At 71.0% G+C, this 25361-nt stretch carries 22 protein-coding genes; 7 read left to right on the top strand and 15 right to left on the bottom strand.

Annotation, left to right across the window (positions count from 1 at the left end; genetic code table 11):
* Positions 1 to 6 precede the first annotated feature (6 nt).
* From HLI28_RS03355 to HLI28_RS03365, 3 genes are all read right to left on the bottom strand, one after another.
* Positions 7 to 1251, bottom strand: coding sequence for a glycoside hydrolase family 3 protein (locus HLI28_RS03355; protein WP_171246096.1), 1245 nt, complete (start codon positions 1249 to 1251; stop codon positions 7 to 9).
* Positions 1248 to 1697 (bottom strand): SRPBCC family protein, encoded by a 450-nt coding sequence (locus tag HLI28_RS03360; protein WP_171246097.1) that lies wholly within the window; start codon positions 1695 to 1697, stop codon positions 1248 to 1250. Before HLI28_RS03360 ends, HLI28_RS03355 begins: the two co-directional genes overlap by 4 nt.
* Positions 1698 to 1810: 113 nt before the next feature.
* Positions 1811 to 3019, bottom strand: a complete 1209-nt coding sequence (locus HLI28_RS03365) for a beta-eliminating lyase-related protein (protein ID WP_171246098.1) — start codon at positions 3017 to 3019, stop codon at positions 1811 to 1813.
* 248 nt (positions 3020 to 3267) lie between these two features.
* Here HLI28_RS03365 and HLI28_RS03370 point away from each other — a divergent pair, with 248 nt between their 5' ends.
* The 4 genes from HLI28_RS03370 to HLI28_RS03385 all read left to right on the top strand — a co-directional run bounded on the left by HLI28_RS03370 (position 3268) and on the right by HLI28_RS03385 (position 8775).
* The gene (locus HLI28_RS03370; protein ID WP_343035621.1) at positions 3268 to 4290 is read left to right on the top strand and encodes a 3-oxoacyl-ACP synthase III; all 1023 of its coding nucleotides are present in this window, start codon (positions 3268 to 3270) and stop codon (positions 4288 to 4290) included.
* Positions 4287 to 6935 carry an alpha/beta fold hydrolase gene (locus HLI28_RS03375; protein ID WP_425483380.1) on the top strand — a complete coding sequence of 883 codons (2649 nt, stop codon included), beginning with the start codon at positions 4287 to 4289 and terminating at the stop codon, positions 6933 to 6935. The genes HLI28_RS03370 and HLI28_RS03375 overlap by 4 nt, the downstream gene beginning before the upstream one ends.
* Positions 6932 to 7933, top strand: coding sequence for an NAD-dependent epimerase/dehydratase family protein (locus HLI28_RS03380; protein WP_171246100.1), 1002 nt, complete (start codon positions 6932 to 6934; stop codon positions 7931 to 7933). The genes HLI28_RS03375 and HLI28_RS03380 overlap by 4 nt, the downstream gene beginning before the upstream one ends.
* A gap of 344 nt (positions 7934 to 8277) precedes the next feature.
* Positions 8278 to 8775, top strand: coding sequence for a GNAT family N-acetyltransferase (locus HLI28_RS03385; RefSeq protein ID WP_171246101.1), 498 nt, complete (start codon positions 8278 to 8280; stop codon positions 8773 to 8775).
* Positions 8776 to 8827: 52 nt separating this feature from the next.
* Here HLI28_RS03385 and HLI28_RS03390 read toward each other — a convergent pair whose 3' ends face one another.
* The 3 genes from HLI28_RS03390 to HLI28_RS03400 all read right to left on the bottom strand — a co-directional run bounded on the left by HLI28_RS03390 (position 8828) and on the right by HLI28_RS03400 (position 11506).
* Positions 8828 to 9916, bottom strand: coding sequence for a ScyD/ScyE family protein (locus HLI28_RS03390; protein ID WP_171246102.1), 1089 nt, complete (start codon positions 9914 to 9916; stop codon positions 8828 to 8830).
* Positions 9917 to 10141: 225 nt separating this feature from the next.
* Complete coding sequence (locus HLI28_RS03395) at positions 10142 to 10633, bottom strand: hypothetical protein (RefSeq protein WP_171246103.1); 492 nt, start codon at positions 10631 to 10633, stop codon at positions 10142 to 10144.
* 87 nt (positions 10634 to 10720) lie between these two features.
* Positions 10721 to 11506 (bottom strand): class I SAM-dependent methyltransferase, encoded by a 786-nt coding sequence (locus HLI28_RS03400; protein WP_171246104.1) that lies wholly within the window; start codon positions 11504 to 11506, stop codon positions 10721 to 10723.
* Positions 11507 to 11647: 141 nt separating this feature from the next.
* On the opposite strand from HLI28_RS03400, the gene HLI28_RS15875 reads away from it, so the two are divergent.
* Positions 11648 to 12181 (top strand): nucleotidyltransferase family protein, encoded by a 534-nt coding sequence (locus HLI28_RS15875; RefSeq protein WP_343035622.1) that lies wholly within the window; start codon positions 11648 to 11650, stop codon positions 12179 to 12181.
* Positions 12182 to 12185: 4 nt separating this feature from the next.
* On the opposite strand, the gene HLI28_RS03410 is transcribed toward HLI28_RS15875, so the two are convergent.
* From HLI28_RS03410 to HLI28_RS03425, 4 genes are all read right to left on the bottom strand, one after another.
* Positions 12186 to 12821 (bottom strand): maleylpyruvate isomerase family mycothiol-dependent enzyme, encoded by a 636-nt coding sequence (locus HLI28_RS03410; protein WP_171246105.1) that lies wholly within the window; start codon positions 12819 to 12821, stop codon positions 12186 to 12188.
* Positions 12822 to 13002: 181 nt separating this feature from the next.
* Positions 13003 to 13422 (bottom strand): Hsp20/alpha crystallin family protein, encoded by a 420-nt coding sequence (locus tag HLI28_RS03415; protein ID WP_171246106.1) that lies wholly within the window; start codon positions 13420 to 13422, stop codon positions 13003 to 13005.
* A gap of 100 nt (positions 13423 to 13522) precedes the next feature.
* Positions 13523 to 13915: a YchJ family metal-binding protein gene (locus tag HLI28_RS03420; RefSeq protein WP_171246107.1), complete on the bottom strand. Its 393-nt coding sequence runs from the start codon at positions 13913 to 13915 to the stop codon at positions 13523 to 13525.
* A 28-nt stretch (positions 13916 to 13943) separates the two neighbouring features.
* The gene (locus HLI28_RS03425; RefSeq protein ID WP_171246108.1) at positions 13944 to 14618 is read right to left on the bottom strand and encodes a PepSY domain-containing protein; all 675 of its coding nucleotides are present in this window, start codon (positions 14616 to 14618) and stop codon (positions 13944 to 13946) included.
* A gap of 488 nt (positions 14619 to 15106) precedes the next feature.
* Between HLI28_RS03425 and HLI28_RS03430 the strand changes: the two genes are divergently transcribed.
* Positions 15107 to 16417 carry a DNA cytosine methyltransferase gene (locus HLI28_RS03430; protein WP_216077336.1) on the top strand — a complete coding sequence of 437 codons (1311 nt, stop codon included), beginning with the start codon at positions 15107 to 15109 and terminating at the stop codon, positions 16415 to 16417.
* Between the two features lie 1253 nt (positions 16418 to 17670).
* Here HLI28_RS03430 and HLI28_RS03435 read toward each other — a convergent pair.
* From HLI28_RS03435 to HLI28_RS03445, 3 genes are all read right to left on the bottom strand, one after another.
* Complete coding sequence (locus HLI28_RS03435) at positions 17671 to 19446, bottom strand: DUF262 domain-containing protein (protein ID WP_171246110.1); 1776 nt, start codon at positions 19444 to 19446, stop codon at positions 17671 to 17673.
* A 179-nt stretch (positions 19447 to 19625) separates the two neighbouring features.
* Complete coding sequence (locus HLI28_RS03440; RefSeq protein ID WP_171246111.1) at positions 19626 to 20852, bottom strand: MFS transporter; 1227 nt, start codon at positions 20850 to 20852, stop codon at positions 19626 to 19628.
* Between the two features lie 68 nt (positions 20853 to 20920).
* A complete protein-coding gene (locus HLI28_RS03445) occupies positions 20921 to 21490 on the bottom strand; it encodes a GNAT family N-acetyltransferase (protein ID WP_343035624.1) in 570 nt (189 codons plus the stop codon).
* Between the two features lie 105 nt (positions 21491 to 21595).
* On the opposite strand from HLI28_RS03445, the gene HLI28_RS03450 reads away from it, so the two are divergent.
* Entirely contained in the window at positions 21596 to 22765 is a 1170-nt protein-coding gene (locus HLI28_RS03450) for a GNAT family N-acetyltransferase (protein ID WP_171246112.1), read from the top strand.
* A 31-nt stretch (positions 22766 to 22796) separates the two neighbouring features.
* On the opposite strand, the gene HLI28_RS03455 is transcribed toward HLI28_RS03450, so the two are convergent.
* Together HLI28_RS03455 and HLI28_RS03460 are read right to left on the bottom strand one after the other, a co-directional pair.
* Positions 22797 to 23918, bottom strand: a complete 1122-nt coding sequence (locus HLI28_RS03455; RefSeq protein ID WP_171246113.1) for an endonuclease/exonuclease/phosphatase family protein — start codon at positions 23916 to 23918, stop codon at positions 22797 to 22799.
* 168 nt (positions 23919 to 24086) lie between these two features.
* Positions 24087 to 25232 carry a YihY/virulence factor BrkB family protein gene (locus HLI28_RS03460; protein WP_216077337.1) on the bottom strand — a complete coding sequence of 382 codons (1146 nt, stop codon included), beginning with the start codon at positions 25230 to 25232 and terminating at the stop codon, positions 24087 to 24089.
* Between the last annotated feature and the right edge of the window lie 129 nt (positions 25233 to 25361).

Below are 25361 nucleotides of genomic sequence, written 5' to 3' on the forward strand. Positions count from 1 at the left end.
GCGCGGTCAGTCCGCCTTGGCCGCGAGCACCCGCGCGACGGAGGCGTCGACCTGCGCGGCGAACTCCGGATCCTCGCGGGCCCGCTCCACCAGGGCGTCCGCCATCGCGGGCACGACGGAGGGGTCGGCGGAGGCCAGCACGAGGTCCACGCCGGCCTCGACGGCGGCGACGGCACGATCGGCCGGGGCCACGTCGTCCACGGCGGCCGCGGCGGAGACGTCGTCGGTCATGACGACGCCGTCGAACGCGAGGTCGTCGCGCAGGATCGCCACGACGGCGGGGGAGAACGTGGCCTGCTGGTCCGGGTCGATCCGCGAGTAGACCGCGTTGGACAGCATGACGAACCGCGCCCCGGCGTCGATCCCGGCGGCGAACACCTCGACGTCCTTCGACCCGGCGGTGATCGTGTCGTCCACGACGGACGCGGTGGTGTCGGTGTTCTCGGTGACCCGGCCCAGCCCCGGGAAGTGCTTGATCACCGGCTCGACCCCCGCGGACTGCATGCCGGCCGAGAAGGCCGTGGCCCCGTCGACCACGGACCGGGCCGTGTTGCCGTAGTTGCGCGAGAAGTAGCCGATGGGGGCGTTCGCCTGCTGGTTGCCGGCCGGGACGAGGTCCATCACCGGCGCCAGGTTGAGGTCGACCCCCGCGTCGGCGAGCTCGGTGCCCCAGCGGGTCGCGAGGCGCTCCAGCCGTGCGCGCGGCCAGGTCGCCTGCCGGGTGGCCGCCGGGATCTCGGAGAACCCGGCCCCGCGGAGCACCTGCACCGCGCCGCCCTCCTGGTCGGTCGCCACCAGCATCGGCGGGGCCGACGACGGCGCCAGCGCCCGGTAGGCGTCGACCAGCTCGCGGGTCGCGGCGAGCCCCGCCTCGCTGCGGCCGTGCAGGAACACGTTGCCGACGTGGTGGTCGACGACGGCGGTCCGCGTGGGGGCGTGCACGCCCCCCTCGGCGACCGGCGCGCCGACCACGAGCAGCTGACCGACCTTCTCCTCCAGCGGCATCCCGGCCAGGGCATCGTCGGCGTCGGTCCTGCCCTCCGCCGCGGCACCGGGCGTGCTCGACGCCGACGGCGTGGGCGACGGGCTCGGTCGGGGGCTCGCGGACGGCGTGCCGGACGGCGTCGGCCCCGCGCTCGACTCCCAGGGGCCCGCGCTGGGGGTGGGGGTCGTGCCGGGCGTGCTGCAGGCGGCCAGGGCGAGCACGGCCGTCGTCAGCACGGCCGTCGTCCACCGGGAGGTGGGGGTCATGACCCCGCTGTCGGGGCGGTGTCGCGGTGGGCGAGGGTCGCCAGCGCCTGGCACCAGTGCTGCTCGGCCCGGGTCGCGTGCTCGGCGGTGTCGATGTTCGCCTGGACCACCTCGACACGCGTGCCGCCGTCGTCGGGCTCCAGCGTGATGCGGATCTCGTGGTAGCTCTCGGGCACGTCCGGCAGGTCGCCGAGCGGGGAGTAGTGCGTGAAGTGCAGCAGCCGGGGGCGTTCGACGGCGATGATCCGGCCCGTGTCGGTGAACTGGCGGCCGAAGAAGTGCCCCTCGAAGGTGACGGGGCTGCCCGGGCGGAAGTCGGTCTCGATGTTGGCGCCCAGCATCCAGCGCGCGCCGGGGTGCATCAGCTCGGCCCAGACCCGCTCGGGGGGCTCGGCGATGTGCGTGGACGCGGTGGCGGTGTGTCCGGTGGTGCCCCCGTCGGTCATGACGCCTCCTCGGCCTGGTGTGCGGTCCGGACCGCACCGTCGCGACCCGTCGGCACGACGTTAACCCCGGTCGGTACCGGAGACGTAATCATCCGGGGTGGACCCGGACCCGTTCAGGACAGCTCGGCGGCGACGGCCGCGACGAAGGTGTCGACCGCGTCGGCCGGGGTGTCCCACGAGCACATCCACCGCACCTCGACGCGGTCCGGGGTCTCGCCGGCCGCCCAGTCGTAGAACCGGCTCCGCTCGCGCAGCCGGTCGGCGGCCTCGCGCGGCAGCGTGGCGAAGACGGCGTTCGCCTCGACCGGCCGGGTCACCCGGATCCCCTGGGGCACCACGAGCTCGTCCGGTTCGGTCCCGGCCGGTCCCGGCGTCACGTCGAGCACGTCGGCGGCCCCGAGCCCGTCCCGCAGCCGCCGGGCCATCGCGTTGGCGTGCGCCGCGTTGCGGTGCCACAGCGGTGCTGCCGACCCGTCCGCGGCGTCGACCGGCTCGCCGGGCTCGCCGAGCAGGGCCAGGAGCTGGGCGGAGACGTAGCGGGTCTTGGAGACGAGCTGCATCGTGGCCTTGCGCAGGTAGGGCACCGCGTCGGCCGCGGCGCGGCGCCGGGCTGCGCCGTCGTACCCGGACCCGGGCACCTGCGGGGCGTCCTCGGGGGCGAGGACGACGACGGCCTCCCCGATCATGCCGCCGTTCTTGGCGGCGCCGAACGAGAGGACGTCCACGCCGAGGTCACGGGTCAGGGCGCCCAACGAGCAGCCGAGGGACGCGGCGGCGTTGGCGAGCCGGGAGCCGTCCACGTGCACGGCCATGCCGAGGCCGTGGGCCGCCTCGACGAGGGCACGCGTCGCGTCGACGGAGTAGACGGTGCCGAGCTCGGTCGACTGCGTCAGCGTCAGCACGCCGGGGTGGGCGCGGTGCACGTCGTGGCGCTGTCCGGCCCAGCGGGCGACGTCGTCGGGCGTGATCCGCCCGTCCGTGGACGGGCAGGAGAGGATCTTCAGCCCGCCCACGCGTTCGGGGGCGCCGTTCTCGTCGGTGTTGGCGTGCGCGACGTCGGAGGCGACGACCCCGCCCCACCGCTCGGACAGCGCCATGAGGGACACGACGTTCGCGCCGGTCCCGTTGGTCAGCGGGAACGCGAGCGCCCCGGGGCCGAACACCTCGGCGGTGCGCTCGTCGAGTCGCGCGGTCCACGGGTCGTCGCCGTACGCGACGCTGAACCCGTCGTTGGCCGCGGCGACGGCGGCCAGCACGTCGGGGTGGGTGCCGGCGTAGTTGTCGGAGGCGAACGGCGGGAGGGCGGCGGGTGTCTCGGGCACCCGTCCAGACTACGGGTGACCGGAGAGCCCGCCGCCGGGCCGGCGCCGTCCCGACTCGCCCCGGTCTGGGTCGTTTCGTCCGCCGGTGGTGTGCGACACAGCGGCCGGGCGGAACGGCGGGCGCCGCTCGACCGTCCTACTCTCAACAACGGGTGTCCTGCGGGACGCCCCGGCCGACCGTCACGCGCCGGTCCGGTGACTTGTCGTCGTTCCGGCGTCGCGCGGGCGTCCGGATGTCTGGAGCTCGTGTGACTGGAAACGCCACCACCCGGTTCGCCGACGTCGCGCTGCTGTCCGTGACGCGCCGGCTGCCGTCCCTCGTCACGACGTCGTCCGCGATCCAGGAACGCCTGGCGCCCGCCCTGAGGCGTCTGCGGCTGCCGAGCAACCTGCTCGAGCGGGTCGCCGGGGTCGAGGAGCGGCGCAACTGGGCTCCCGGGGAGGACGCCGACTCCGCCACCGTCGCGGCGGGGCGGGAGGCCCTCGAGCTGGCCGGGGTCGAACCCGACGAGGTCGGCCTGCTCATCAACACCTCGGTGACCCGCAAGCACCTGGAGCCGTCGGTGGCCGTCGGGCTGCACCACGGCCTCGGGCTGCCGAGCTCGGCGGTGAACTTCGACGTCGCCAACGCCTGCCTCGGGTTCATCAACGGCATGTCGCTCGCCGCCGGCATGATCGAGTCGGGTCAGATCCGGTACGCCGTGATCGTCAACGGCGAGGACGCCGACGACATCCAGCGCACCACCGTCGACCGGCTGCTCACCCAGGACCGCGGTCGCGAGGGCTTCATGGAGGAGTTCGCCTCCCTGACGCTGGGGTCCGGGGCGGCCGCCGCGGTGCTCGGCCCGGCCGACGCCCATCCCGAGGGGCACCGGGTCCTCGGCGGGGTGACCCGCGCCGCCACCCAGCACCACCGCCTGTGCATCGGCAGCCCGGAGGGCATGTTCACCGACGCCGAGGGGCTGCTCGAGGGCGGCCTGGAGCTCGTCGTCGACGCCTGGAAGGACGCCATCCCCGAGTGGGACTGGGAGGCCATGGACCGCTACGTCACCCACCAGGTATCCCGGGTGCACACCCGCGCCATCGTCGAGGCCGTCGGCCTGGACCGCGCTCGGGTCCCCACCACGTACCCCACCCTCGGCAACGTGGGACCCGCCTCGGTGCCGATCACGCTCGCCCAGGAGGCGGAGACCCTCGGCGCCGGCGACCGGGTGCTGCTCATGGGGGTCGGCTCCGGCATCAACACCGCGATGCTGGAGCTGGCCTGGTGACGCCGCATCCCGCGAGCACCGTCCCGCCGGGGCTGCCCGGCCTCGCCCGGTTCAGCCACGTCCGCGGCGACTGGCACTACCTGGACAACGGCGCCGAGCTGTCCGCGCACGGCATCCGGCCGGTCGGCACCGTGCTGGCCGTGCACGGCAACCCCACCTGGTCCTACCTGTGGCGCGACCTCCTCGAGACGGTCACCGACCGGGCGATCGAGGCGGCCGCGGCGGTCGGGGAGTACCCGGACGGCGTGCAGGGCGCCTGGCGCGTCGTGGCCGTCGACCAGCTCGAGATGGGGCTGTCCGCCCGCACCGGCCGACGCCGCACCCTGGCCGACCGCGTCGCCGACCTGTCGGCCCTCACCGCCGAGCTGGACCTGGAGGGTCCGGTCGTCACCCTGGGGCACGACTGGGGCGGCGTCGTCTCCCTCGGCTGGGCGGTCGACCACCCCGACCGGCTGGCCGGCGTCGTGCTGCTCAACACCGCCGTGCACCAGCCCGACGACGCCGCGATCCCCGCTCCGCTGCGCCTCGCCCTGGCCCGGGGCGTCCACCGGTGGGGCACCCGGACCACCCGGGCGTTCCTGGAGACCACGCTCGGCCTGGCCCGCCCCCGGCTGGCCCGCGACGTCGCTGACGCCTACCGGCTGCCCTACCGCGCCGCCGACGACCGGGCCGGCATCGAGCAGTTCGTCGCCGACATCCCCGCCTCGCCGGAGCACGTCAGCCGCCCCGAGCTGGACCGCATCGCCGACGGGGTGCGCCGGCTCGACGTCCCGGCCCTGCTGCTGTGGGGAGCCCGGGACCCGGTGTTCTCCGACCGCTACCTCGACGACCTCGTCCACCGCCTGCCGCGGGCGAGCGTGCACCGGTTCGAGGACGCCGGGCACCTGATCGCCGAGGACGTCGACTACGCGCCGGTCGTCCTGCGTTGGTTGGGATCGGCGGTCTCGGGGGACGACGCGTCGGCTTCGGGTTCGACCGCCGCCGGCGTTCCAGCGTTCCGGCCGATGTGGGCCGGGCTGGACGAGCGCGCCGCGGACCCGGCGTCGCGCACGGAGCCGGCGGTCCTCGACCTGACGACCACCGGTGCGGGTCGCCGCGTGAGCTGGCGTGCGCTCGACCGGCAGGTGCGGCGCATCGCCGCCGGGCTGCACGAGATCGGGGTGCGCCGCGGCGACCGCGTCTCCCTGCTGGTCCGGCCCGGGCCCACCCTCACGGCCCTGGTGTACGCGTGCCTGCGCATCGGCGCCGTGGTCGTCGTGGCCGACGCCGGGCTGGGTGTGCGCGGGCTGACCCGGGCCCAGCGCGGCGCCTGGCCGCAGTACCTCGTCGGGGAGACGACGGGGCTCGCGGCCGCTCGCACGATGGGCTGGCCGGGGGTGCGGATCGCCGTCGACCCCCTGGACCCGGTGCGGCGCCGCGTGCTCGGGGTGGAGCACGAGCTGATCGACGTCGCGCGCACCGGCGAGGGCGTGGACCTGCCGCCCGAGCCCGGGCCGGACGACGACGCGGCGGTGCTGTTCACCTCCGGCTCCACGGGTCCGGCCAAGGGTGTACTGTACACGCACCGTCGGCTGTCCGCGCTGCGCGACGCCCTGGCCACGCACTTCGCCGTCGGCCCCGAGACCGGGCTGGTCACGGGGTTCGCGCCCTTCGCGCTGCTCGGCCCGGCGCTCGGGACGCGGTCGGTGACACCGGACATGGACGTCTCCGCCCCGCGTACGCTCACCGCCCGCGCGGTCGCCGACGCCGTGAAGGCCGCCGACGCCCGGATGGTCTTCCTGTCCCCGGCGGCGATCCTGCACGTCGTCGACACCGCGGACCGGCTCACCGCCGTCGACCGGGAGGCGCTCGGCCGCGTGCAGACGTTCCTGTCCACCGGCGCGCCGATCAGCGCCGGGCTGCTGGAGGCCGCCCGGTCGCTGATGCCGGCCGCCGAGGCGCACACCCCCTACGGGATGACCGAGTGCCTGCTGGTCACCGACATCACCCTCGACGGCATCCGCGAGGTCGCCGACGCCCCGGACGCGGGCGTGTGCGTGGGGCGGCCCGTCGGGGCCGGCCGGGTGCTGGTCAGCGCCCTGGACGACGACGGCGCGGCCACCGGGACGCCGTCGGACGCGCCGGGCGTGCTGGGCGAGGTGCTGGTCAGCGCCCCGCACCTCAAGGAGCGCTACGACCGGCGCTGGCTCACGGACGTCGCCGCCGAGCGGGACACCCCCACGGGGCACTGGCACCGCACCGGCGACGTCGGCCACCTGGACGCCGCCGGGCGGCTGTGGATCGAGGGGCGGCTCGCGCACGTGCTGACGACGCCGGCCGGACCGTTGGCGCCGGTCGGCCCGGAGCAGGCGGTCGAGCGGGCCGACGGCGTCCGGCGGGCGGCGGTCGTCGGCGTCGGGCCGACCGGGGTGCAGCAGGCCGTGGCCGTCGTCGAACCGGTCCCCGGAGCGGGGTCGGCCCGACCCGGGCGGGCCCCGGAACGGCTGGACGCCGCCGTGCGCGCGGTGTCGTCGGTCCCCCTGGCGGCGGTGCTGCTGGCGCCGGAGATGCCCACGGACGTGCGGCACAACTCCAAGATCGACCGCGCAAGGCTCGCGGACTGGGCGGCCGGGATCCTGGCGGGCGGCCGGGTGACCCTGCCGTGACGGTGCTGGTCACCGGTGCGTCCGGGCTGCTGGGGTCGGCGGTGGCGCGCGCCCTGGTCGCCCGGGGCGAGACGGTGCGCACCCTGCAGCGTCGCCCGTCCGGCGTGCCGGGCGCCGAGGACGTGGCCGGGTCCGTGACCGACCGGGCGACCGTGGCCGCCGCCGTGGACGGGGTCGACGCCGTCGTGCACCTGGCCGCGAAGGTCTCTCTGGCCGGGGACCCCGCCGAGTTCACCGCGGTGAACGTCGAGGGCACGCGCACGCTGCTGGACGCCGCCGAGCGGGCGGGGGTGCAGCGGTTCGTGCAGGTGTCCTCGCCGTCGGTGGCGCACACCGGGACGTCGCTGGTCGGCGTGGGGGCCAGGCCGGCCGACCCGGACCGGGCCCGCGGGGAGTACGCGCGGACCAAGGCCGCCTCCGAGCTGCTGGCCCTGGGACGGGACCGGGCGGGCGCCGGCGGCGGGCTGCGCGTCGTGGCGGTCCGGCCGCACATCGTCTGGGGCCCGGGGGACACCCAGCTCGTGGAGCGGGTCATCGACCGGGCGTCGTCCGGGCGCCTCCCGCTGCTCGGGCACGGGGCGGCGCTCATCGACACGACCTACCTGGACAACGCCGCCGACGGGATCGTCGCGGCCCTGGACCGGTTGGCGGACCAGCCGTCCGCGGTGCACGGACGCGCCTACGTCATCACCAACGGCGAGCCGCGTCCCGTGGCGGACCTGCTCACCGGCATCTGCCGCGCCGCCGGGGTGGAGCCGCCGCGGTGGCGGGTCTCGGCCGGGTTGGCCCGGGTCGCGGGCGGCGCGGTCGAGGCCGTGTGGCGGGTGCGTCCGGGCGACGACGAGCCGCCGATGACACGGTTCCTCGCCGAGCAGCTGTCCACCGCGCACTGGTTCGACCAGCGTGAGACCTGGGCCGACCTGCGATGGCGTCCGGCCGTCAGCCTCGACGAGGGGATGCGCCGGCTGGCCGCCCACTACGGGGGCACGGCGCGCTGAGGGCTGCGGCTGCCCACAGGGGCGGGCCGTCGCCGGGCCGGTCGCTGTCGGGTCGACGATGTCTCGCCACGGGGTGTCAGCACGCACGAAACGGCGTCACCACGGCGTGAGGCGATCACGGATGGCGTGAATCTCACGCCATCCGTGATCGCCGGGCGCTCAGCGGACGCGGATCCGGCTCCGCCGACACCCCAGGATTCGCCACCGCCCTGGGCACGTACACCTCGCGGTCCGGGCACGCACGCACCGTGCCCGGGGTACCCACACCTCGCGCTCGGGCCACGGACACCTCGCAAAACTGCGTGCGCCCCGTGGTCGCCGCCCGGCAGACTGACCCTGTGCCGATGATCCTGCGCCCGCCCCGCCCCGACGACGAAGCCGCCCTGCGCCGGATGCACGCGGAGATGGCCGCCGAGCACTTCGACGTGCTGCTGGCCGAGGGCACGTGGGACGAGATCCTCGCCGAGATCGCGCGCGAGGCGGCCGGGACGGACCTGCCCCGGGGCCGCGTGCGCGCCGACTTCCTCGTCGCCGAGGTCGACGGGGAAGTGGTCGGTCGCGTCTCGATCCGGCACTCCCTGACCCCGTTCCTGCACGACATCGGAGGGCACGTCGGCTACGGCGTGGCCCCGGAGCACCGTCGTCGCGGGTACGCCACCGAGATGCTGCGGCTCTCCGTGGAGCGGCTGGCCGGCCTGGGCGTCGAGGAGGTGCTGGTGACCTGCGACGACGACAACCTCGGGTCGGCGAAGGTCATCGAGGCGTGCGGCGGCGTCCTGGAGGACGTCCGACCCGTCCCGTACGGCGTGCCGAAGCGGCGCTACTGGATCGCCGCCCGCTGACGCGCCTGTCCCGGCTGCCCGGCCGGTGGCGGCCGGGCAGCCGGGACCGGACTCACTGCAGGCCGGGCGTGAAGGTGTACTTCACGAGCTGCCCGTCGGGCGGGACCCCGTCGCCCGACAGCACGTTGACCGTGGCGAGGAGGCCGTGCTGGGTGACGTCCACGTCGCCCGGCAGCGGAACCATGTCGAGGGTCGACCTCGCTCCGTCCCGCTCGACCATGGTGATCTTCCCGGCGAACATCTCGGCGACGTACACCGTGCCCTGACCATCGACCGAGACGCCGGTGGCGCCGAGGAACCCGGACGCGACCAGCGCGACGGCGCCGGTGCGCGGGTTCACGGTGACGACGGCGCCCCGGGCACCCAGCGACTCGTCCTCGGGACCGCCCGGCAGCAGGGACACGTAGAGCATGCCGCCGGGTCCGAACTCGACGTCGGTGGGCACCGGTTCGAACCAGTAGGTCTCGCCGACGAAGCAGTCCGGCAGGCCCTGCGCCTCGACGATCTCCTCGGTCAGGGTCGTCGGCATCGGCGGGAGCACCGCCACCGTGTGGATGTCGCCCGTGCGGCTGATCCCCAGGATCGCGTTCGCCCCGGCGTCGGCCAGGTAGGTGGTGGCTCCCCGGGTCGTCGTCGAGTACGGGTGCGAGTCCACGATCCCCGTGTACCGGCCGGGGAAGTCGGGCGGCAGCTGGCCGACGCACTCCTGCGGGGTGTCGGTGAACCCGTAGGTCACCCCGCCGTCCGGGTTCTCCGCCTCCTCGTAGGCGCCGACGTCAGCGAGCACCTTTGGGTCTCCGGCCGGACCGCCCTTGCTGTTCAGCCGCTGCGTCATGACCGTCTGTGTCTCACCGGTCTGGGTGAACGTGACCGTGCGGTTGTGGTAGCTGACACCACCGACCTCCGCGCCGCCGGAGCTGTAGAGGTCCATCGTGCTGCCGTCCTCGTCGACGGCGGTGAGCAGGCCGACGAAGTTCTGGCTGACGAACGTGGTGCCGTGCGGGCCGGCAGCGAGGCTGAGCGGGGTGATCAGACCGTCGGCGATCGTGTCCGACGGCACGTGGCTGTCCGCGACCGCCGGGGTCGCGGCGAGGACGAACGCGGCCACGGCGGCCGCGCTCACGGAGAGAACGCGCTTCATGGTGGGCTCCTGGGAGGCAGGACGGCGGTGTCGCGGCCGGGTGGCGCGACGGGGGCGCTCGCCGCGGTGCCCACCGCGGGTGCGTCGGTGCGGCCCTCGAGGGCCGGGGACGGGGCGTCGCCGCGTCCACACTGACGCGGTCTTCTCCGGCCCACTGTGCGCCCGCCTCCGGGCGCTCGCCACGGCTCCCCCGGGTGAAGTTGTCGCTCGGCTCCCGGACCGGGACTACTCGCCGTCGGCCGGGATCGCGCCCTTGCCGCTGGGGCAGTTCAGGTGCGGCACCTCGAAGGTGACGGGATAGATGACGACGTCCCCGCTCGTGGCGACGAAGAACGAGGCCGTGGTGGCCTTGGTGTTCTTCTCGCCGGAGACGACGCGCATCGCGGCGGAACCTCCGAGCGTGCCGGCGGGGATGAACCCGGAGTCGCTCTGACCCCAGACCTCCAGCGTCGGGAAGAAGTCGAAGAAGTTGACGCCCTCGTCGGTGGCGTCGAACCGCACCGCCACGGTGGCGTCGCCGTCGGGCGAGCAGGACGCCCACAGCGTCGCCGTGTTCCCCGGGGCCCACGTGGAGGAGGCCTGGTAGGTGCCGTCGGCCTGGAAGACGCCGTCGGACTCGGTCACGACGACGTCGTCGGCCTGCGCCGGGACGGCCGTCAGTCCGAGGGCGACGAGGCAGGTGGCGGTGACGGCGAGCAGGCGTCGGCGGACGGACATGACGGGTCCTTTCGGGAGCGGTCTCGACGGAACCCACTCTTTGCCGGGTCCCGAGCACTCGCCGACGGGGAGCGGGGTGAAATCGACTCAGGCTCGCTGGGCCTGCACGAACACCACCGAGTCGCCGAGCAGGGGCATGCGCTCCACGGCGCAGGCGTCCCGGAGACCTGCCTCGGTGAGGAGCTTCTCGATGCCGCCGTCGGCGTTGTCCGCGTCGTAGGCGGTGCTGCCGGGGCCGTGGCCGGGCTGGTGCTCGGCACCGCCGTGACCCCGGTGTCCCCCGCCGTGGCGGTGCCCGCGTCCTGTGCGGTGGGCGTGGCCGTGCTGCGCGTCCGCAGTCCCGCCGTCGTCCCCGTGGTCCGCGGCGTGGTCGCCGGCGAAGTCCGCGATCGTGACCCGCCCGCCGGGCCGCAGGACGCGCAGGATCTCGGCGGCGAGCTGCTGCTTCTCCTCGAGGGGCACGTGGTGCAGCGCGAGGGAGGAGACGACGTGGTCCTGGCTGGCGTCCGGCACGGGGAGGCGGTGCGCGAAGCCGCGGATCAGGGTGACCTCGCCGGAGTCGCCGCGGCGCAGCTTGCGGGCTGCGCGGCGCAGGGCGTCGCCGTCGGGGTCCAGGCCGGTCACGACGGCGTCGGGGGCGGCGCGCAGCACCTCGCGGCTGAGGTTGCCGGTGCCGCAGCCGACGTCGAGCACGTGTGCGTCGTCGACCACGCCGGCGATCTCGACGGTGCGCCGGTACATCCGGTGCACGCCCCGGACCCGGGCGACCAGGTCGTACCAGGGCAGGAGCCAGCGCTGGGGCAGACCGGGCAGGTAGTCGTGGTCGGCCTCCTCCGGGCGGACGTCGTCGCGTCGGTGGACGGGGCGGGGCATCGGACCTCCAGTCGGTGGGCGGGTCCATGGTGCCGTGCTCCTCGACGCAGGGCACCTGGGCCGGGGGTCCGCTCGCGATGCCCCCTCATCCGCACGTGCGCTCGTGGCGTCCGATAGCATGTGCTATCGGAGGTGGTTCCCGTGCAGTCGGACGAGTCGGCCGTCGAGCGCGCGTTCGCGGAGTACCTGGCGGGCCTGGGGGCTCGGGCGGACGAGCTGCGCAGGGAAGCGAGCCGGACGCTGGAGCGTGGCGCCCGCCAGGCGCGCGATCTCGGGTGGAGCCAGCGTCGGATCGCGCGGTCGCTGGGGCGCAGCCAGCCGGAGGTCAGGCGACTCCTGGGCCGCGAGGTTGGGTTCGATCATGACGATCGCCGCGAGGCGAGGCGCGGCTCCGTGCTCGACCTCGTGCTCCGCCAGCACCGGGACGAGGTCGTCGACGTGGCGGCGCGCCACGGGGTGCGCAACGTTCGTGTCTTCGGTTCCGTGGCGTCCGGGGATGACCGGCCGGACTCGGACGTCGACCTGCTGGTCGACGTCGACGACGGCGTCGGGCTGTTCGCGCTGGGCAGGCTGGAGGCCGAGCTCAAGGGAATCCTGGGGCGGCGGGTCGACGTCGTCCCGGAACGATCCCTGCGTTCCGCCGTGGGGGACACCGTGGTGGCGATCCCGCTCTGATCGGCTATCCCCGGCGCGCGGTGAGCGTCGGGGCGCCCGCGCCGGACAGCTCGGCGGCGTCCACGGGCCGCCCCGAGGCCGCCAGGAGGAGCGAGATGGCGCTGCCCCGGACTGCCGCGCCGTCGCCCAGCCGGTGGTCAGTGTCCACCGGACGCAGGCACAGCCCGGCGACACGTTCCCGGCCGCCGCCGAACGTCGCGCCGGTGCGGGTCATGTACTCCAGAGCCGTCGCCACGTGCTCCGGGGGATAGGCGGCCTCGATCCCCAGGGGGCGTCGGACGTCCTCGCCGTGCACGTACGCCTCGACCAGCCGGGTGGCCAGGGGGCCGGGCGGCGTCCGCGTGAGGTCGGTGACGGCGCGGAAGGCCTCCAGGGTCTGCCGCGGGTCGGCGGCCCGGTGCCGCTCGATCCCGGCCTCGTTGGCGCGGTCGAAGTCGCCGCGGGCGGCGAACATCTGACGCACGAACCCCCAGCGGGTCGTCGACGCCGAGTCGACGAGGTGCGCCAGCACGTCGTGCACCGACCAGCCGGGGCACAGCGACGGCACCTCCCACTGGTCCGGGGAGATCTGCGCGAGGTCGTCGGCGAGCCGGCGCCGTTCCTCGTGCACGGCGTTCCAGAGGGTGTCGCGGTCGCTCATGCCCTGCTCCTTCGGTCGGGTCGTCCACAGGCGTGGGGATGCCTGTGCGGGTCCGACCGGGACGGCTCCGCGAACTCATCGGTGCAGGTCGCGGCCCGCTCGTCGCGGACGTGACGACGGCGCCCGACCGGGTGGTCGGGCGCCGTCATCAGGTTGCGTCGCCCCGGTGCGGGGCGGGCGGTCAGGCCGCGGTGGTGACCTCGATGCGTCGCGGCGTCGTGCCGGCGAAGACGCCGGCCACGGTCACCGTCAGCACACCGGCGTCGTAGGACGCGGTGACCGCGTCGGCCTCGACGGCCTTCGGCAGCGTGACGACGCGGCGGAAGGCGCCGAAGCGCACCTCCGAGACGCGACGGCCCTCGGACTCCTCGCCGCGCTGGTCCTTGCGCTCGCCGTGCACGACGAGCTTGCGGCCCTCGATCTCGACGGTGACGTCCTCGGCTGGGTCGATCCCGGGCAGGTCGAGGCGGGCGACGAGGTCCTCGCCGTCGCGGTAGACGTCCGCGGCGGGCTTGGCGTCCGGCGTGGTGGCCGGGCGGGTGGTCCGCAGGTCGCCGAACAGCGCGTCGGTCAGCGGGGTGCGGGTCAGGGTGACAGTCATCAGGGGGCTCCTCTCGTGGGTGGTTCCGAGAGGTACAACTTGAGTCCCCCCGACTCAATTTCCAGGTTCGCCATGGGCGGACGACGGACCGGACGAGCGGTCAGGGCCGGACGTCACCGTCCACGTACCGCCACGCCCCGTCCTCGCGCACGAACCGGCTGAGCTCGTGCAGCCGGCCGCGGGTGCCGTCGTCGTCCCGGAACGTGGCGACGAACTCGACCGTGCCGGCATCGTCGAACGGTCCGCCGGCGTCGGTGGCGAGGATGTCGAGGCGGCGCCACCGGCGGCCCGGGACGAGGTCGAGCTCGGCCGGGCGGGTGCTCGGGTGCCAGGTCGCGCCCAGGTAGGCGGTGTCCTCGACGGCGAAGGCGCTGTAGCGCGAGCGCATCAGGGCCTCGGCGGTCGGTGCCGGGCGCTCGCCGCGGTGCAGCGGGCCGCAGCACTCGCCGTAGGGCAGGCCGGACAGGCAGGGGCAGCGGGTCGCGTCGTCCACGGGTCCATGGTGGCGCAACCGCTGGCCGTCAGTCGTCGCGCCAGACGGCGCCGGTGCTGACGTCGACGCGGTAGTCCACGTCGTCGTCGCCGAGGCGCACGGACACCTTCCACAGGGCGGTGCCGTCGTCCTCCTCGAGCTCGGCCTCGTCCAGGACGCCGCCGGACGTCTCGACGACGCGCACGATTGCCTGGCTGAGGCTGACCCGCGCGCTGCTGAGGGCCGCGCGGTCGTCGCCGTCGAGGTCGTCGCGCTTCGTGTCCGTCGGAGCGACGCCGGTGGTGTCCGCCTCCGCCTTCACCTTCAGCCGGTCGTCGCCCTGGGCGAGCTCCATCTTCCACTCCGTGCCGTCGTCGTTGACCTCGATCGTGAAGGCGCCCGCACCGAAGCTCGTCTCCATCGCGGCGATCGTCTGCAGAGCGCGCTCGGTGCGGGCGTCGAACGTCGGGCGGTCGGGCTCGGTGGGCATGGCGGTGACCGACGGCGTCGGGGTGGGGTCAGCCGACGGCTCGGCCGGCGGGCTGCTCGGTGCGGGGGAGGCCGCCGAGGTGGTCGGTGTGGATGCCGCGGGAGCGGCGCCGTCCGGTGCGGGTGCCTGCTCGGAGGAGCAGGCCGCGAGGGTGAGGGCGGCCGCGACGGCGACCGCGGTGGCGGGTACCCGCCGTCGGGCTGCGGGAATGCGGGGCGCAGGGTTGGGCGGCATGCGGGCCATTGTGGCGGAGTCGCCGGGCTGGTTGCGGTGCGGCAGAGATGTCCGGTAGACATCTGCGCAGTTCAAAGAGTGATCGGCGACACGTCCTCCGCGTGCCAGCCCGGAAACCGCGCTCCTCGCGCTCGTGTTCCAACAGGACGACGGGCCATGCGCCGACTGAAGTGCACAGGGCGGTCGAGGGCCCTCAGTCTCCTCATGCGTCCGGACTCCGTCGGCCGGCGCCCAAGGAACGCCGAACCTTCGTGACATCGGGGAACAGAACTGCGGAGAGCTGCCCTCAATGCTCTGACGCAGCATCGCAGCCCCACGACCTCACGGCACTAGCCTTCGGGGCGCCCGACCCTGTCGACTGTGGGTGCGAAACCTGGGTCGTCGTCGCTTGTCAACCGGATCGTCGCACCACGTGTGGGTTAGGCGAGATGGTCGACAGCGGACGTGTCGGCACCCGGCATGTCAGAGGTTCATGGGACAGTGCCGACGTGACTTCGAACATCAGCGGCGACGGCCAGCCAACCGTCATCGACCTGTTCAGCGGTGCTGGCGGCCTCGCAGAAGGCTTCCGTCAAGCTGGCTACACGATACTCGCGGGCGTTGACAACGACCCAGACGCTATTGCAACATTTCGGACAAACTTCCCCAAAGCCAGTTCGATTATCGGGGACATCCGAGATGCGGAGGTAAGGCGCAAGAGCGTTGAAGCCGGGCGCTGCGTGGATGTAGTCGTCGGAGGACCGCCTTGCCAGGCATTCTCCCAGGTCCGGAATCACTCCCGGATAATCGATGATCCGAGGAACTCGCTATACCGGGAATTTGTCCGTGTAGTTGGCGAACTTGAACCCCGTGCATTCGTGATGGAGAACGTGCAAGGCATGGCCCAGATGGGTGTCAAGGAGCAGGTGATCCATGACCTGGCTCTCGCGGGCAAGTATGAGGTCACTGCCCAGCTCCTCGATGCCGCAGACTTTGGGGTGCCTCAAACACGGAAGCGGCTCATCTTTATTGGCATCCATCGTGACACGGGAGAACTGCCACCTACAATAGAGGGCTCGGGTGCCAGTGTCGCTTTAACCCTGCTCAAGGACAGTGTCGATGACCCACGCTATCGCCTTGCCCTGCGCGACGACGTCGTTGCTGAAGAACTGTTAACACGCCTACAGGATCCAGAGGACGTTGGTATTGTCTCGGCGAGGCAGGCCATTGGTGATCTTGAATTCCTCGCGTCCGGTCGGACGGATGATACGAGCCCAACCGTCGCCTTAGGAGCACCCTTCTCGGCCTATCAGAGAAGAATGCGCGATGCCCCGATCGTTGCGAATCTCCGAGTCCCTCGCATAAATCGAGACACAGAACTTCGGCTCGACGGAATCCCAGCTGGTGGGAACTATCGCGACCTCTCGGACGCGCTCATGTCGCGCTACTTGACTGGCCAGAAATGGGGCCCTAGCACGGGTTCAGAACTTCTAGCGCGCAAACACTATTACGCCTATCGGAGGCTACATCCCGAGCTCTGGGCGTGGACGCTCAATACCAAGGCGGATGCCGTATACCACTACTCAGCATTGCGTGCGCTAAGTGTGCGCGAGTTCTGTCGACTGCAGTCTTTCCCGGATCACTATACGGTCACAACAGATCCCCGACGGGGCGAGATTCCTGGGCGCGTCCCCAACGGCGCGGCGCATAGTCGATACCGTCAGATTGGGAACGCTGTCCCTCCCCTACTGGCTAAGGCCATCGCGACGTCGATCCGCGACCTAATCCCCAGCCGATTGTCGCTGAGCGCACTGAGCTGAAAGGACGTCGAATAACAAGTGCGAGCATTTGGTGCAGAGAACCGAAAGAGATTGCTCGATCAGTACTTTGATTCTGAGACCCCTGGCGAACTCACGGCGGAATCAGCCTGGCGACACCTCTACCGGCTGCTAATGTGGATCGATCAAACGATCGGCCTTGCTCACTGCTACGAGAGCGACAAATGTCAGCCGGGTCGCCCCTGGTATGCACGGTCGTTAGTCTTCCACAAGTGGCTCTCGGCTCAGTTTGGCGTGGCGCCTCGAGCACTCGGGGATGAGATTGACTGGCTGTTCGATGCGGCCAGCGGTGACCTGGCGCGCGAGGCCGAGGGACGAGCGGCTGCTTTACAGGAGCGCTCGAAAGTTCAGCGGGAGCCGTACGTCAACGACGATATGCCGTGGCCTGGTGAAGACCCCGAGTTCGCGTCAGTTATTGAGAATGCTCTAGTTGAGGAACTAGAGCGAGCAGTCTCGCAGCCCCTAGCGCCGAAGCTTGCCGAGATTGCACGTGCTTACATGACTAGCGAGAATAAGCGCAAGAACTTGGTAGGCGAAGGATTTGAGGACGCGCTAGCTGCGATCCTTCGGCGATTGCCAAATATCGAAAGTAGATACGAAGTCTTCGTTCGACCGTCATTACATGAGCTCCCGGGGTTCAACGGGCCACGAGGCAGAGAGAAGACACGCAAGGTCGATCTTGCTCTAGTTCGCCGGACAGACCAATGGCGCATACTGGTAAGCTGTAAATGGTCGGTTCGTAGTGATCGAGAAGAGCAGTTTGCGACTGACTTCGACAATTATGCGCATCTCGAATCCCTCGGCGACTCTTTCGGATACGTTCTCATTACAAACGAGTTTGACCCTGCACGTCTTGCAGCCGCATGCGAAATGCGAAAGCTCAATAGCAGCATGTTTACTGATGTTGTTCACGTAAATCCGGCTGGCCCACGCGCCGTCTATGAAGCCCCATCCTTGGCAAGGAAGCGACCCTCAACAGGCGCCGCCAGAGCGCTAGAGTACATAGACGCGGGACGTGTTTCGAGCTTAGCCACATGGCTATCAAGCTTGGAGAGCTAGGTAGCATTGCGGTGCCTTACGGCGTGATCTGCGTGATGACGATTGGCCACTGCGAGGACTGCACCTGCGGTAGAGTATTGATCGTCGTCTTCTTCGTTTGCATTTTCTCACCGGCTTGAGGGTCGCCTTCTGCCCGATATAACGCCTGCTTCTTCGAGAAGAGAATGTCGGGGCCCTCAGGATGGCATTTCGGGCAACTCGTCCAGGTCCTGGTCGTAGTTTTCGCCAAGCTGCCATCGCGCGCGTTCGCCTGCCATGGCAGAGACTGACTCGCCGGGAAAGCTCCATATCCGCGCAACGCTACTCGCCAAATTCCGCTGTCGGCACTCAATTGATTGGGGACCCCATGCTTCATACTCGAGGAGATCTCGCGTCAGCAAGATGTCGGAGTCGGCATAGGCTTTGACCTTCTTCGTTTCGAATGCGCCATTCTTGATTGACGTGTTCAGTCGCTTGCCAAGGAGGGTAAGGTTTCCTATGCGATTAATCAACTGCGCGTGATTATCCCACTTGGGAATGATTGGGTTCTGCGGGTAAATGTGCTCAACGTGCACCCTGTCGCTCAGTTCGACTGCAACTTCCTGGGTTTCCCGTCTGGCGTGTTCGAGTTCGCGTAGTAGATATCTCGCAGTTGAGATCCGGCTAATGCTTGCATGTGAAAACTTGGCGGTGAATTCTTCTGCATCTGGCGAGAACTCGCGGAGCTTGGCGATGGCGCTACCGAACTCGCGATCTTTGCGTAGTTCGGCTGCGACAGAGTAAATTCTTGATTCGAGTGCAGTCGATTCACGGCCGCCGATCACGGTGTGCCGGACGTAGAGCGTAGTTAGGGCGCCAGCGAGCTTGCGGAGATCGCTCTTGTTGCCGCTCTGTTCGGTCACGGAATACCCCGCCAAAAGTGCGGGAAGAGTGACCTTTGCTCCAAGCATCCGAATTCCTTCTAGTAACCTTTTTAGTTCCTCGTCGTCATCGCGGGCTTTTGCGAGGTCCCGATAGAGGGGTGCCGCCTCTTCCAATTCGGCTGAGAATGCTACCGACTCGATTTGCTCCTGCGTGATAGTGCTCTTGATTTCTCGATACAGTTTCCGCGCTTTCACATCTCCCCTTTGACTGACCCAAAAGTGGCGCAGATACTCGTCAACGGAGGTCTCATCTGCTATCGAAAGAACCGTTTGCCATGCCGCTACGACGCGCTGCCTGGCCTCCGGGCCCTTGGCTCGCCTCATCAAAAGATTGCGAAGGAGGTCGGGTGTAGAAAGTCCGATTCCGCGATCATTCAATGTCTCGAATACCGTCGCGGCATTGTCTTCATCGCTCGAGTAGACAATGACTAGAGACATGTGGTTGCAGAGCACATTAGAAAGCCGCAGATTTCTTTTGAATCCTTCTTCGCCGCCGCCGGCCCGGCTCTCTTCATCGGCAACTTTCTGGGCAAAGTATTGTCGGGCTTTTCTGACGAGACCGTGAGATTTCAGTCTGGGCTTCGGTCCCGCCTCGTTGCCTACACGTTCTTCCTGTACCTCGCTTCTGAAAAAGTCCCGGTCATAGATATTGAGTGTAATTACGGGCGCTGCCTCGCCGGTGGCATCGTCGTGATCCGAAATGTACTTGCTCTGTAGTCTCGTTGCTGCGTCGGCTTTGTACTGTCGGCGGGCGTCGCGTAATGCGGACAGTAGAATTGTCGCAGTAGCAAGGCGCTGCTGGCCATCGAGGAGCAGATTTGTGGCTCCGCCAGTAACGAGTACGGCAGATCCGAGGAAGTACTCCTGGCTATCTATGTTATTGCCTGGATAGGCCTGCTCGAATCCGAGTAGATCGTGCCAGAATGCTTCGATTTCGTCTGAGCCCCACGAATATGAGCGCTGCCACTCAGGCACTTCGATGCGAGGGCTTGTGGTGCTTAGGAGCGTGCCGATGGTCTGTCGGTTGGCGTCGTAGCGTTGCTCAGGCATCTTGCCAATGTAGAGCCTGGGACTTAGCTGTGGCTAGCGACACAGCGGCCGGACTTCCTGAGAGTCGGGGAATCGGTTTCGCATCGCATCGAATGTTGCTTGCGCGTCGCGGTCAAGGAAGGAGGGGCGACGGAGCCCGGGCTGGGGGTTGGCGGCTAGCGCTTGTTGCCGGCCTGTGCTCAGCCCCGCCCGTCGTCAGCCAACGCCTCGTCGACCCCGTGCTCCACGAGCGACCCGAGCGGCGGGTTCGTCCACTCCTCGACCAGCGCCACGGCGAGCGCCAGCACGACGACGCCCGCGCCCACCAGAGGCACCGACCGCACGTCGACGAGCGCCACCAGCAGCGCGCCGAGCCCGGAGCCGCCGGCGATCCCCAGGTTGAACAGCGAGGAGGAGATCGCCTGCCCCATGTTCGTCCCGCGCGGTGACACCAGCAGCACGCGGTGGGCGAGCACGGGCGGCACGGTGGAGAACGAGCAGCCGAACAGCGCCAGGAACGCCACCGCGGCCGCGGGTGTGGTCCCGAACGCCCACAGCCCGAGCAGCGCCACGACGAGCACGCCGAGCCCGACGAGCAGCGCTCCGACGGGCCACCGGTCGAGGACCCGTCCAATGATCAGCGCGCCCACCACCCCGGCACCGCCCTGCAGCAGGAGCAGCCCCGGCAGGTCGGACTGGGTGAACCCGGCGACGTCGATGAGGAACTGGGTCACGAACGTGATGACCCCGAACGAGCCCGTCACGGCGAGCACGGTGACGACCATGACGGACACGTACCGGCGCATCGAGGGGAACGGCGCCTCGCTCGCCCCACCGGACCGCGGCGACACCGACGGGAACAGCACGATGACGACGACCATGATGAGCGCGGAGAACAGCGCGACGGCCGCGAAGGACCACCGCCACGACGTCGCTTCGCCGAGCCAGGTCCCGGCCGGCACCCCGAGCACCGGCCCCAGAGAGTTGCCGACGGCGAGCCGGGCCATCGCCTTGCCGCGCACGCCCGGCGGGAACAGCCCGGCGGTGGCGGGCACGACGGCGACCCAGAACAGTGCCTGGGCCAGCGCGGTGACGACGCGCGCCGCCAGGAGCTGCTCGTACGACGGCGTCAGCGCGGCCCAGAGGGTCGCCAGCGCCGCGAGGCCGGCACAGGCGGCGAGCACCCACCGTCGCTGCAGGTGCCGGGTCACGTGCGCCAGTGGCACGGAGGACACGAGCACGACCAGCGCGTAGACCGTCACGAGCAGCCCGATCGCGGAGGTGGTGCGGTCCAGGTCCGGCGCCATGAGGGTGAGCAGGCCCGCGGGGAGCTGTTCGACGGTGACGAACAGGAACGTCGAGGACGCCATCGCCAGCAGGATGATGGTGGCGCGGCGGGGATCGACGGTGATTCCTGCGGTAGTCATCGAATCGATTCTACGAGTGGGTGAGAAGCCCGGTCGACCGCACGGTCAGGGCGTCGGACGCGGGACGGTCAGGGACGCTGCCAGTCGGTGTCGAGCATCCCGTAGACCAGGGTGTCGGTCCACTCGCCCTTGGACCACCAGTCCGCGCGCAGGAACCCCTCGCGCTGCATCCCGACCCGCTCGCAGAGCTTCGCCGAGGCGGTGTTGCGGGCGTCGAGCTGCGCGACCACCCGGTGCATCCGGTACCGGTCGAACGCGATCCCCAGCAGCGACCGCAGCGCCTCGGTGGCGTACCCGTGGCCGGTGTACCGGGGGTTGAACGCCCACCCGACCTCGCCGCGCGAGGCCGTGTCCCCCGTCGTCCACAGGGCGATGTCGCCGACGACCGTGCCCTCGTGCTCGACCACGAGCGCCAGCGCCGACCCCGGCCCGTCGACGCCGGTGCGCAGCATCCGCCGCGCCACGTTGACCTCGGCCTCCTCGCGCGTCCACGGCTCCTCGAGCAGGAACCGCGCGACCTCGGGGTCGCTGTAGTACGCGAGCATCGGCTCGACGTCGTCCTCCCGGTAGGTGCGCAGCACCAGGCGGCTCGTCCGCACAGGCAGGACGGCTCGCGGGGGAGAGGGCGGCTCGGTCACGGTGAGGAACCCTAACCCGCGGGGGCGGCACTCACCCGACGTGTCACGACTGGTGGCGCGCGAAATTCCTTGGCGTGATCGCCACCGCCCGGTCATGGTGGAGTCATGCACTGGCGCATCGTCGAGGCCCCGCACGTGGACTCCCTCGACCACCCGGACTCCTGGGCCTACCGCGGGATCGCGGAGGTCGAGCGCCGGGTCGCGCTCGCCGACCGTGGCCTCCCCGACGGCGCACCCACCCCGGACGCGCTGCGGGCCGCCATGGCCGACCAGAGGTACCAGCGCCGGCACCGCGTCGTCGCGGTCGACGACGGTCTCGCGGCTGACGGTGCCCCGTCCGACGGCACCCCGTCCGACGGCGGTGCCCCGGAGGTGATGCAGGTCCTCGGCCACGGGCTGGTCATCTGCGACACCCACGACAACCTCGACCTCGCGTTCGTGCACGTCGCCGTGCACCCCGACCACCGCGGCCGGGGGATCGGCCCCGCGCTGGCGGACGTCGTCGTCGACCGGGCTCGCGCCGAGGGTCGCACCCGCCTCATGGCCGAGGTCGAGTTCGGCGCCGAGCCGGCTGCCGACGCCCCGGACGCCGTCGTCGCCCCGACCGGCAACGGCCGCATCTCAGGTGACCTGCCCGGCCTGCACCTCGCCGGCTCCGCCGGCCTGGACCTGAAGATGATCGCCCGGCGCTCCGTGCTCGACCTGCCCGCGGCCGACGACGTCCTCACCCGCCTCGAGCAGGAGGCGCGCGCCGCCGCGGGGTCGGAGTACCGGCTGCACGTCTGGCACGACGACATCCCTGACGAGTGGCTCGCCGGCTACGCCGCCCTCATCGAACGCCTCACCATCGACGAGCCGAACCCGGGCCTCGACCTCGAGCCCGAGCACTGGGACGCCGAGCGGCTGCGGTTCGAGATCGAGCAGGGCCGGTCGGTGGGCCACCAGTTCGTCACCACCTGCGTCGAGCACGAGCCCACCGGCGAGCTCGTCGCGGCCACCCTGCTGGACCACGACCCGCAGCACCCGGCGTACTCCGAGCAGGAGACGACCGTCGTCATGCCGGAGCATCGCGGCCACCGGCTCGGCCTGCTGGTCAAGTGCGTCAACCTGCGCGAGCACGCCCGGCGCTGGCCCGGCGTCGAACGAATCTGGACCTGGAACAACGAGGACAACCCGTACATGCTGGCGATCAACATCGCGATGGGCTTCCGCCCGGCCGGCGGGTCGGCGCTGCTGGAGGCCGACCTCGCCGACGTCCGGTCGGTCTCCGGCTGACGACCCGGGCGGCGGCCACGCAGCCCCGCCGCTACAGCCGGAACTCCGCCACGACGCCTGCGTGGTCCGAGGGCCAGAAGGGCGGCGCCCCCTGGAACGGCTGGTCACCGACGAGTTCGGCCTGGCCCCCGTCCGACCGCGCGGCCCCGCGGCCGAGGACCAGGTCGATCCGCTGGTCGAGCGTCGACACCGGGTTGTTGAGCGCCCCGGGGGCCAGCGGCGGCGTGTTCGAGCGCTGGCAGCAGGTGAAGCCCGCGCCCAGCACGTCCTCGTCCCAGGCGTCGCGGAGCTGACCCGGTGCGGTGAGCTGCTCGTAGGTCGTCGTGGTCGACCCGTCCGCGGCGGAGTTGAAGTCACCCACCGCGATGACGGTGCCACCGCGCGCCGGGCCGGCCAGGAGCTCGGCCGCCTGGGCCTGCTGGACCTCCGGGAAGGCCGCGATCTCGAGGTGGGTGGTGACGAACCGGAACGGCTGCCGGTCCAGGGTCGCGTCGATGCTGGCCCACCCCCGGTCGAAGGAGATCTCACCGGCCGGGGAGTCGAAGGAGGCCTGTGCGGCGTACTGACCGCTGCGGGGGTTGTCCCAGCGCAGACCGGGTGTCTCGTCGTTGACGAGGATCACGTCCCGGTCGTCGAGCTGCACCGTGCAGGTGATGAAGGGGGGCGTGGCGATCAGGCAGCCGGGAAGTGCCAGCGGGACCGGCCCGATCGAGGCGTTCTCCGACACCGCGGCCACGGAGTAGTCCAGGCCGCGCTGGTCGAGCGCCGTCTGGAGGATCGCCAGGAAGTCGTAACCGGGCCCTGCACCGACCCCGGTGGTGGTCCAGCGGGCGACCTCCTGCAGGCCGATGAGGTCCGGGTCCTTCGCCTCGATCTCGTCGGCGATGGCCTGGGCCCGGGCCGGGAAGTTCGTGTACTCCACCGTGGCGTACATCTGCGCCGCGGCCGTGACGAGCTGCTCCGGCGTCGTCGCGTCCAGGGCGGGGTCCAGGCTGGTTCCCACGTAGAGGTTCTGGGTCATGACCACCAGGTCGTCCCCGCCCTGCGTGGCCTGCGCGGGAGCCAGGGGGACGGCCGCGAGCAGGGCCACGCCCACGGCGGCCAGCAGCGCACGAACCCGGGGGTGCCGATGAGTCGGGATGCTCCGTCGCATCACGTCCGCCTTTCGGGGAGGCCGGCTCGCTGCGCGGGGCGGCAGGGGCTCGGCGCGATCCATTCTGCGCCCCCACCGCCGCGGTCGCAGCGGATCCGCGGATCCGCTGCGACCGCGGCTGATCGCACCGAGCCGCTCACCCCGCGCCGGGTCGGCGCGGCGGCGTCCTCAGCGGCGGTCGCTGCGTGACGCGGTGCGGTCGTCGTCGTGGTGGTCGTCGTGCCCGTGGCCGGACGCGGGGTCCGGGCCGGGCGCGCCGTCCGGGTCGGACGTGCGTCCCGACGACTCGCGGATGGCGCGGGCCCGGGCGAGGCTCTTCTCCTCCTTCGCCGCCTTCTTCGTGATGGCGGCGTCGTCGCGCAGCGGCAGCCGGATCTCCTTCTCGGCCGGGATGCCCGCCTGGAGCTGACGGCTCCGCTCGAGCTCGGCGTCGACCTCGGCGCCGAAGAGCAGCGCCAGGTTCATGATCCACAGCAGCAGCAGGAAGATGATGACGCCGGCCAGCGCGCCGTAGGTGGCCTGGTAGCTCTCACCGCCCCCTGCCCAGGAGAGGTAGAGCCCGAAGCCGACGGACGCGAGGACCGCGATGACGATCGCGATGAAGGCACCCACGCTGATCCAGCGGAACTTCGGCTGCCTCACGTTGGGGGTGAAGTGGTACAGCAGCGCGACGATGACGACGAACGCGAGGAGCAGCATGGGCCACTTCGCGATGCTCCACACCGTCAGGGCGGTCGAGCCGAGGCCGACGACCTCGCCGATGCCCTCGGCGACCGGGCCGCTGACGACCAGGAGGAGAGCGACGACGGCGACGAGCACGAGCAGGACCAGGGTGAGGAGGTACATCAGCGGGCGCAGCTTCCAGAACGGCCGGCCCTCCTCCACCCCGTAGATCCGGTTGGTCGCCCGGGAGAAGGCGTTGACGTAGTTCGACGCCGTCCACAGCGCGACGGCGAGACCGAGGACGAGTCCGAGGCCGGCGCCCTGGTTCGAGGTGAGGCTCTCCACGAACGGCCGGAGCTGTTCGAGGGCGTCCTGCGGGACGAAGGACTCCATGATGCCGAGGAGCCGGTCCGTGGTGGACTCCGCCTGACCGACGAGGCCCAGGATCGACACGAGCGCGATGAGCGCGGGGAAGATCGAGAGCACGGCGTAGTACGTCAGCGCGGCGGCGAGGTCCGGGGCCTGGTCCTGGACGAACTCCCGGCCACTCTTCGTGGCGACGTACGCCCACGACGGCTTCGTGAGGTCCGTGGGGGAGTCCGGCTTGGCGGGGTGGTCCTCGTGCGGTCGGCTCGTCGGGTCGCTCGCCATGGTCTCTCCTCGCTGCCGGGCCGGGCGTGTCTCGGTCGGTATCGCCAGGCAAGCGTGTGCCCGGCGCGGGGTTCCGGCAATCGGAGAGGCGTCGCGGATCCGCGGTCCTCGACGCGCCGGGCAGCGCGA

The sequence above is a fragment of the Isoptericola sediminis genome (assembly GCF_013085345.1).
Classification (GTDB): domain Bacteria; phylum Actinomycetota; class Actinomycetes; order Actinomycetales; family Cellulomonadaceae; genus Isoptericola; species Isoptericola sediminis.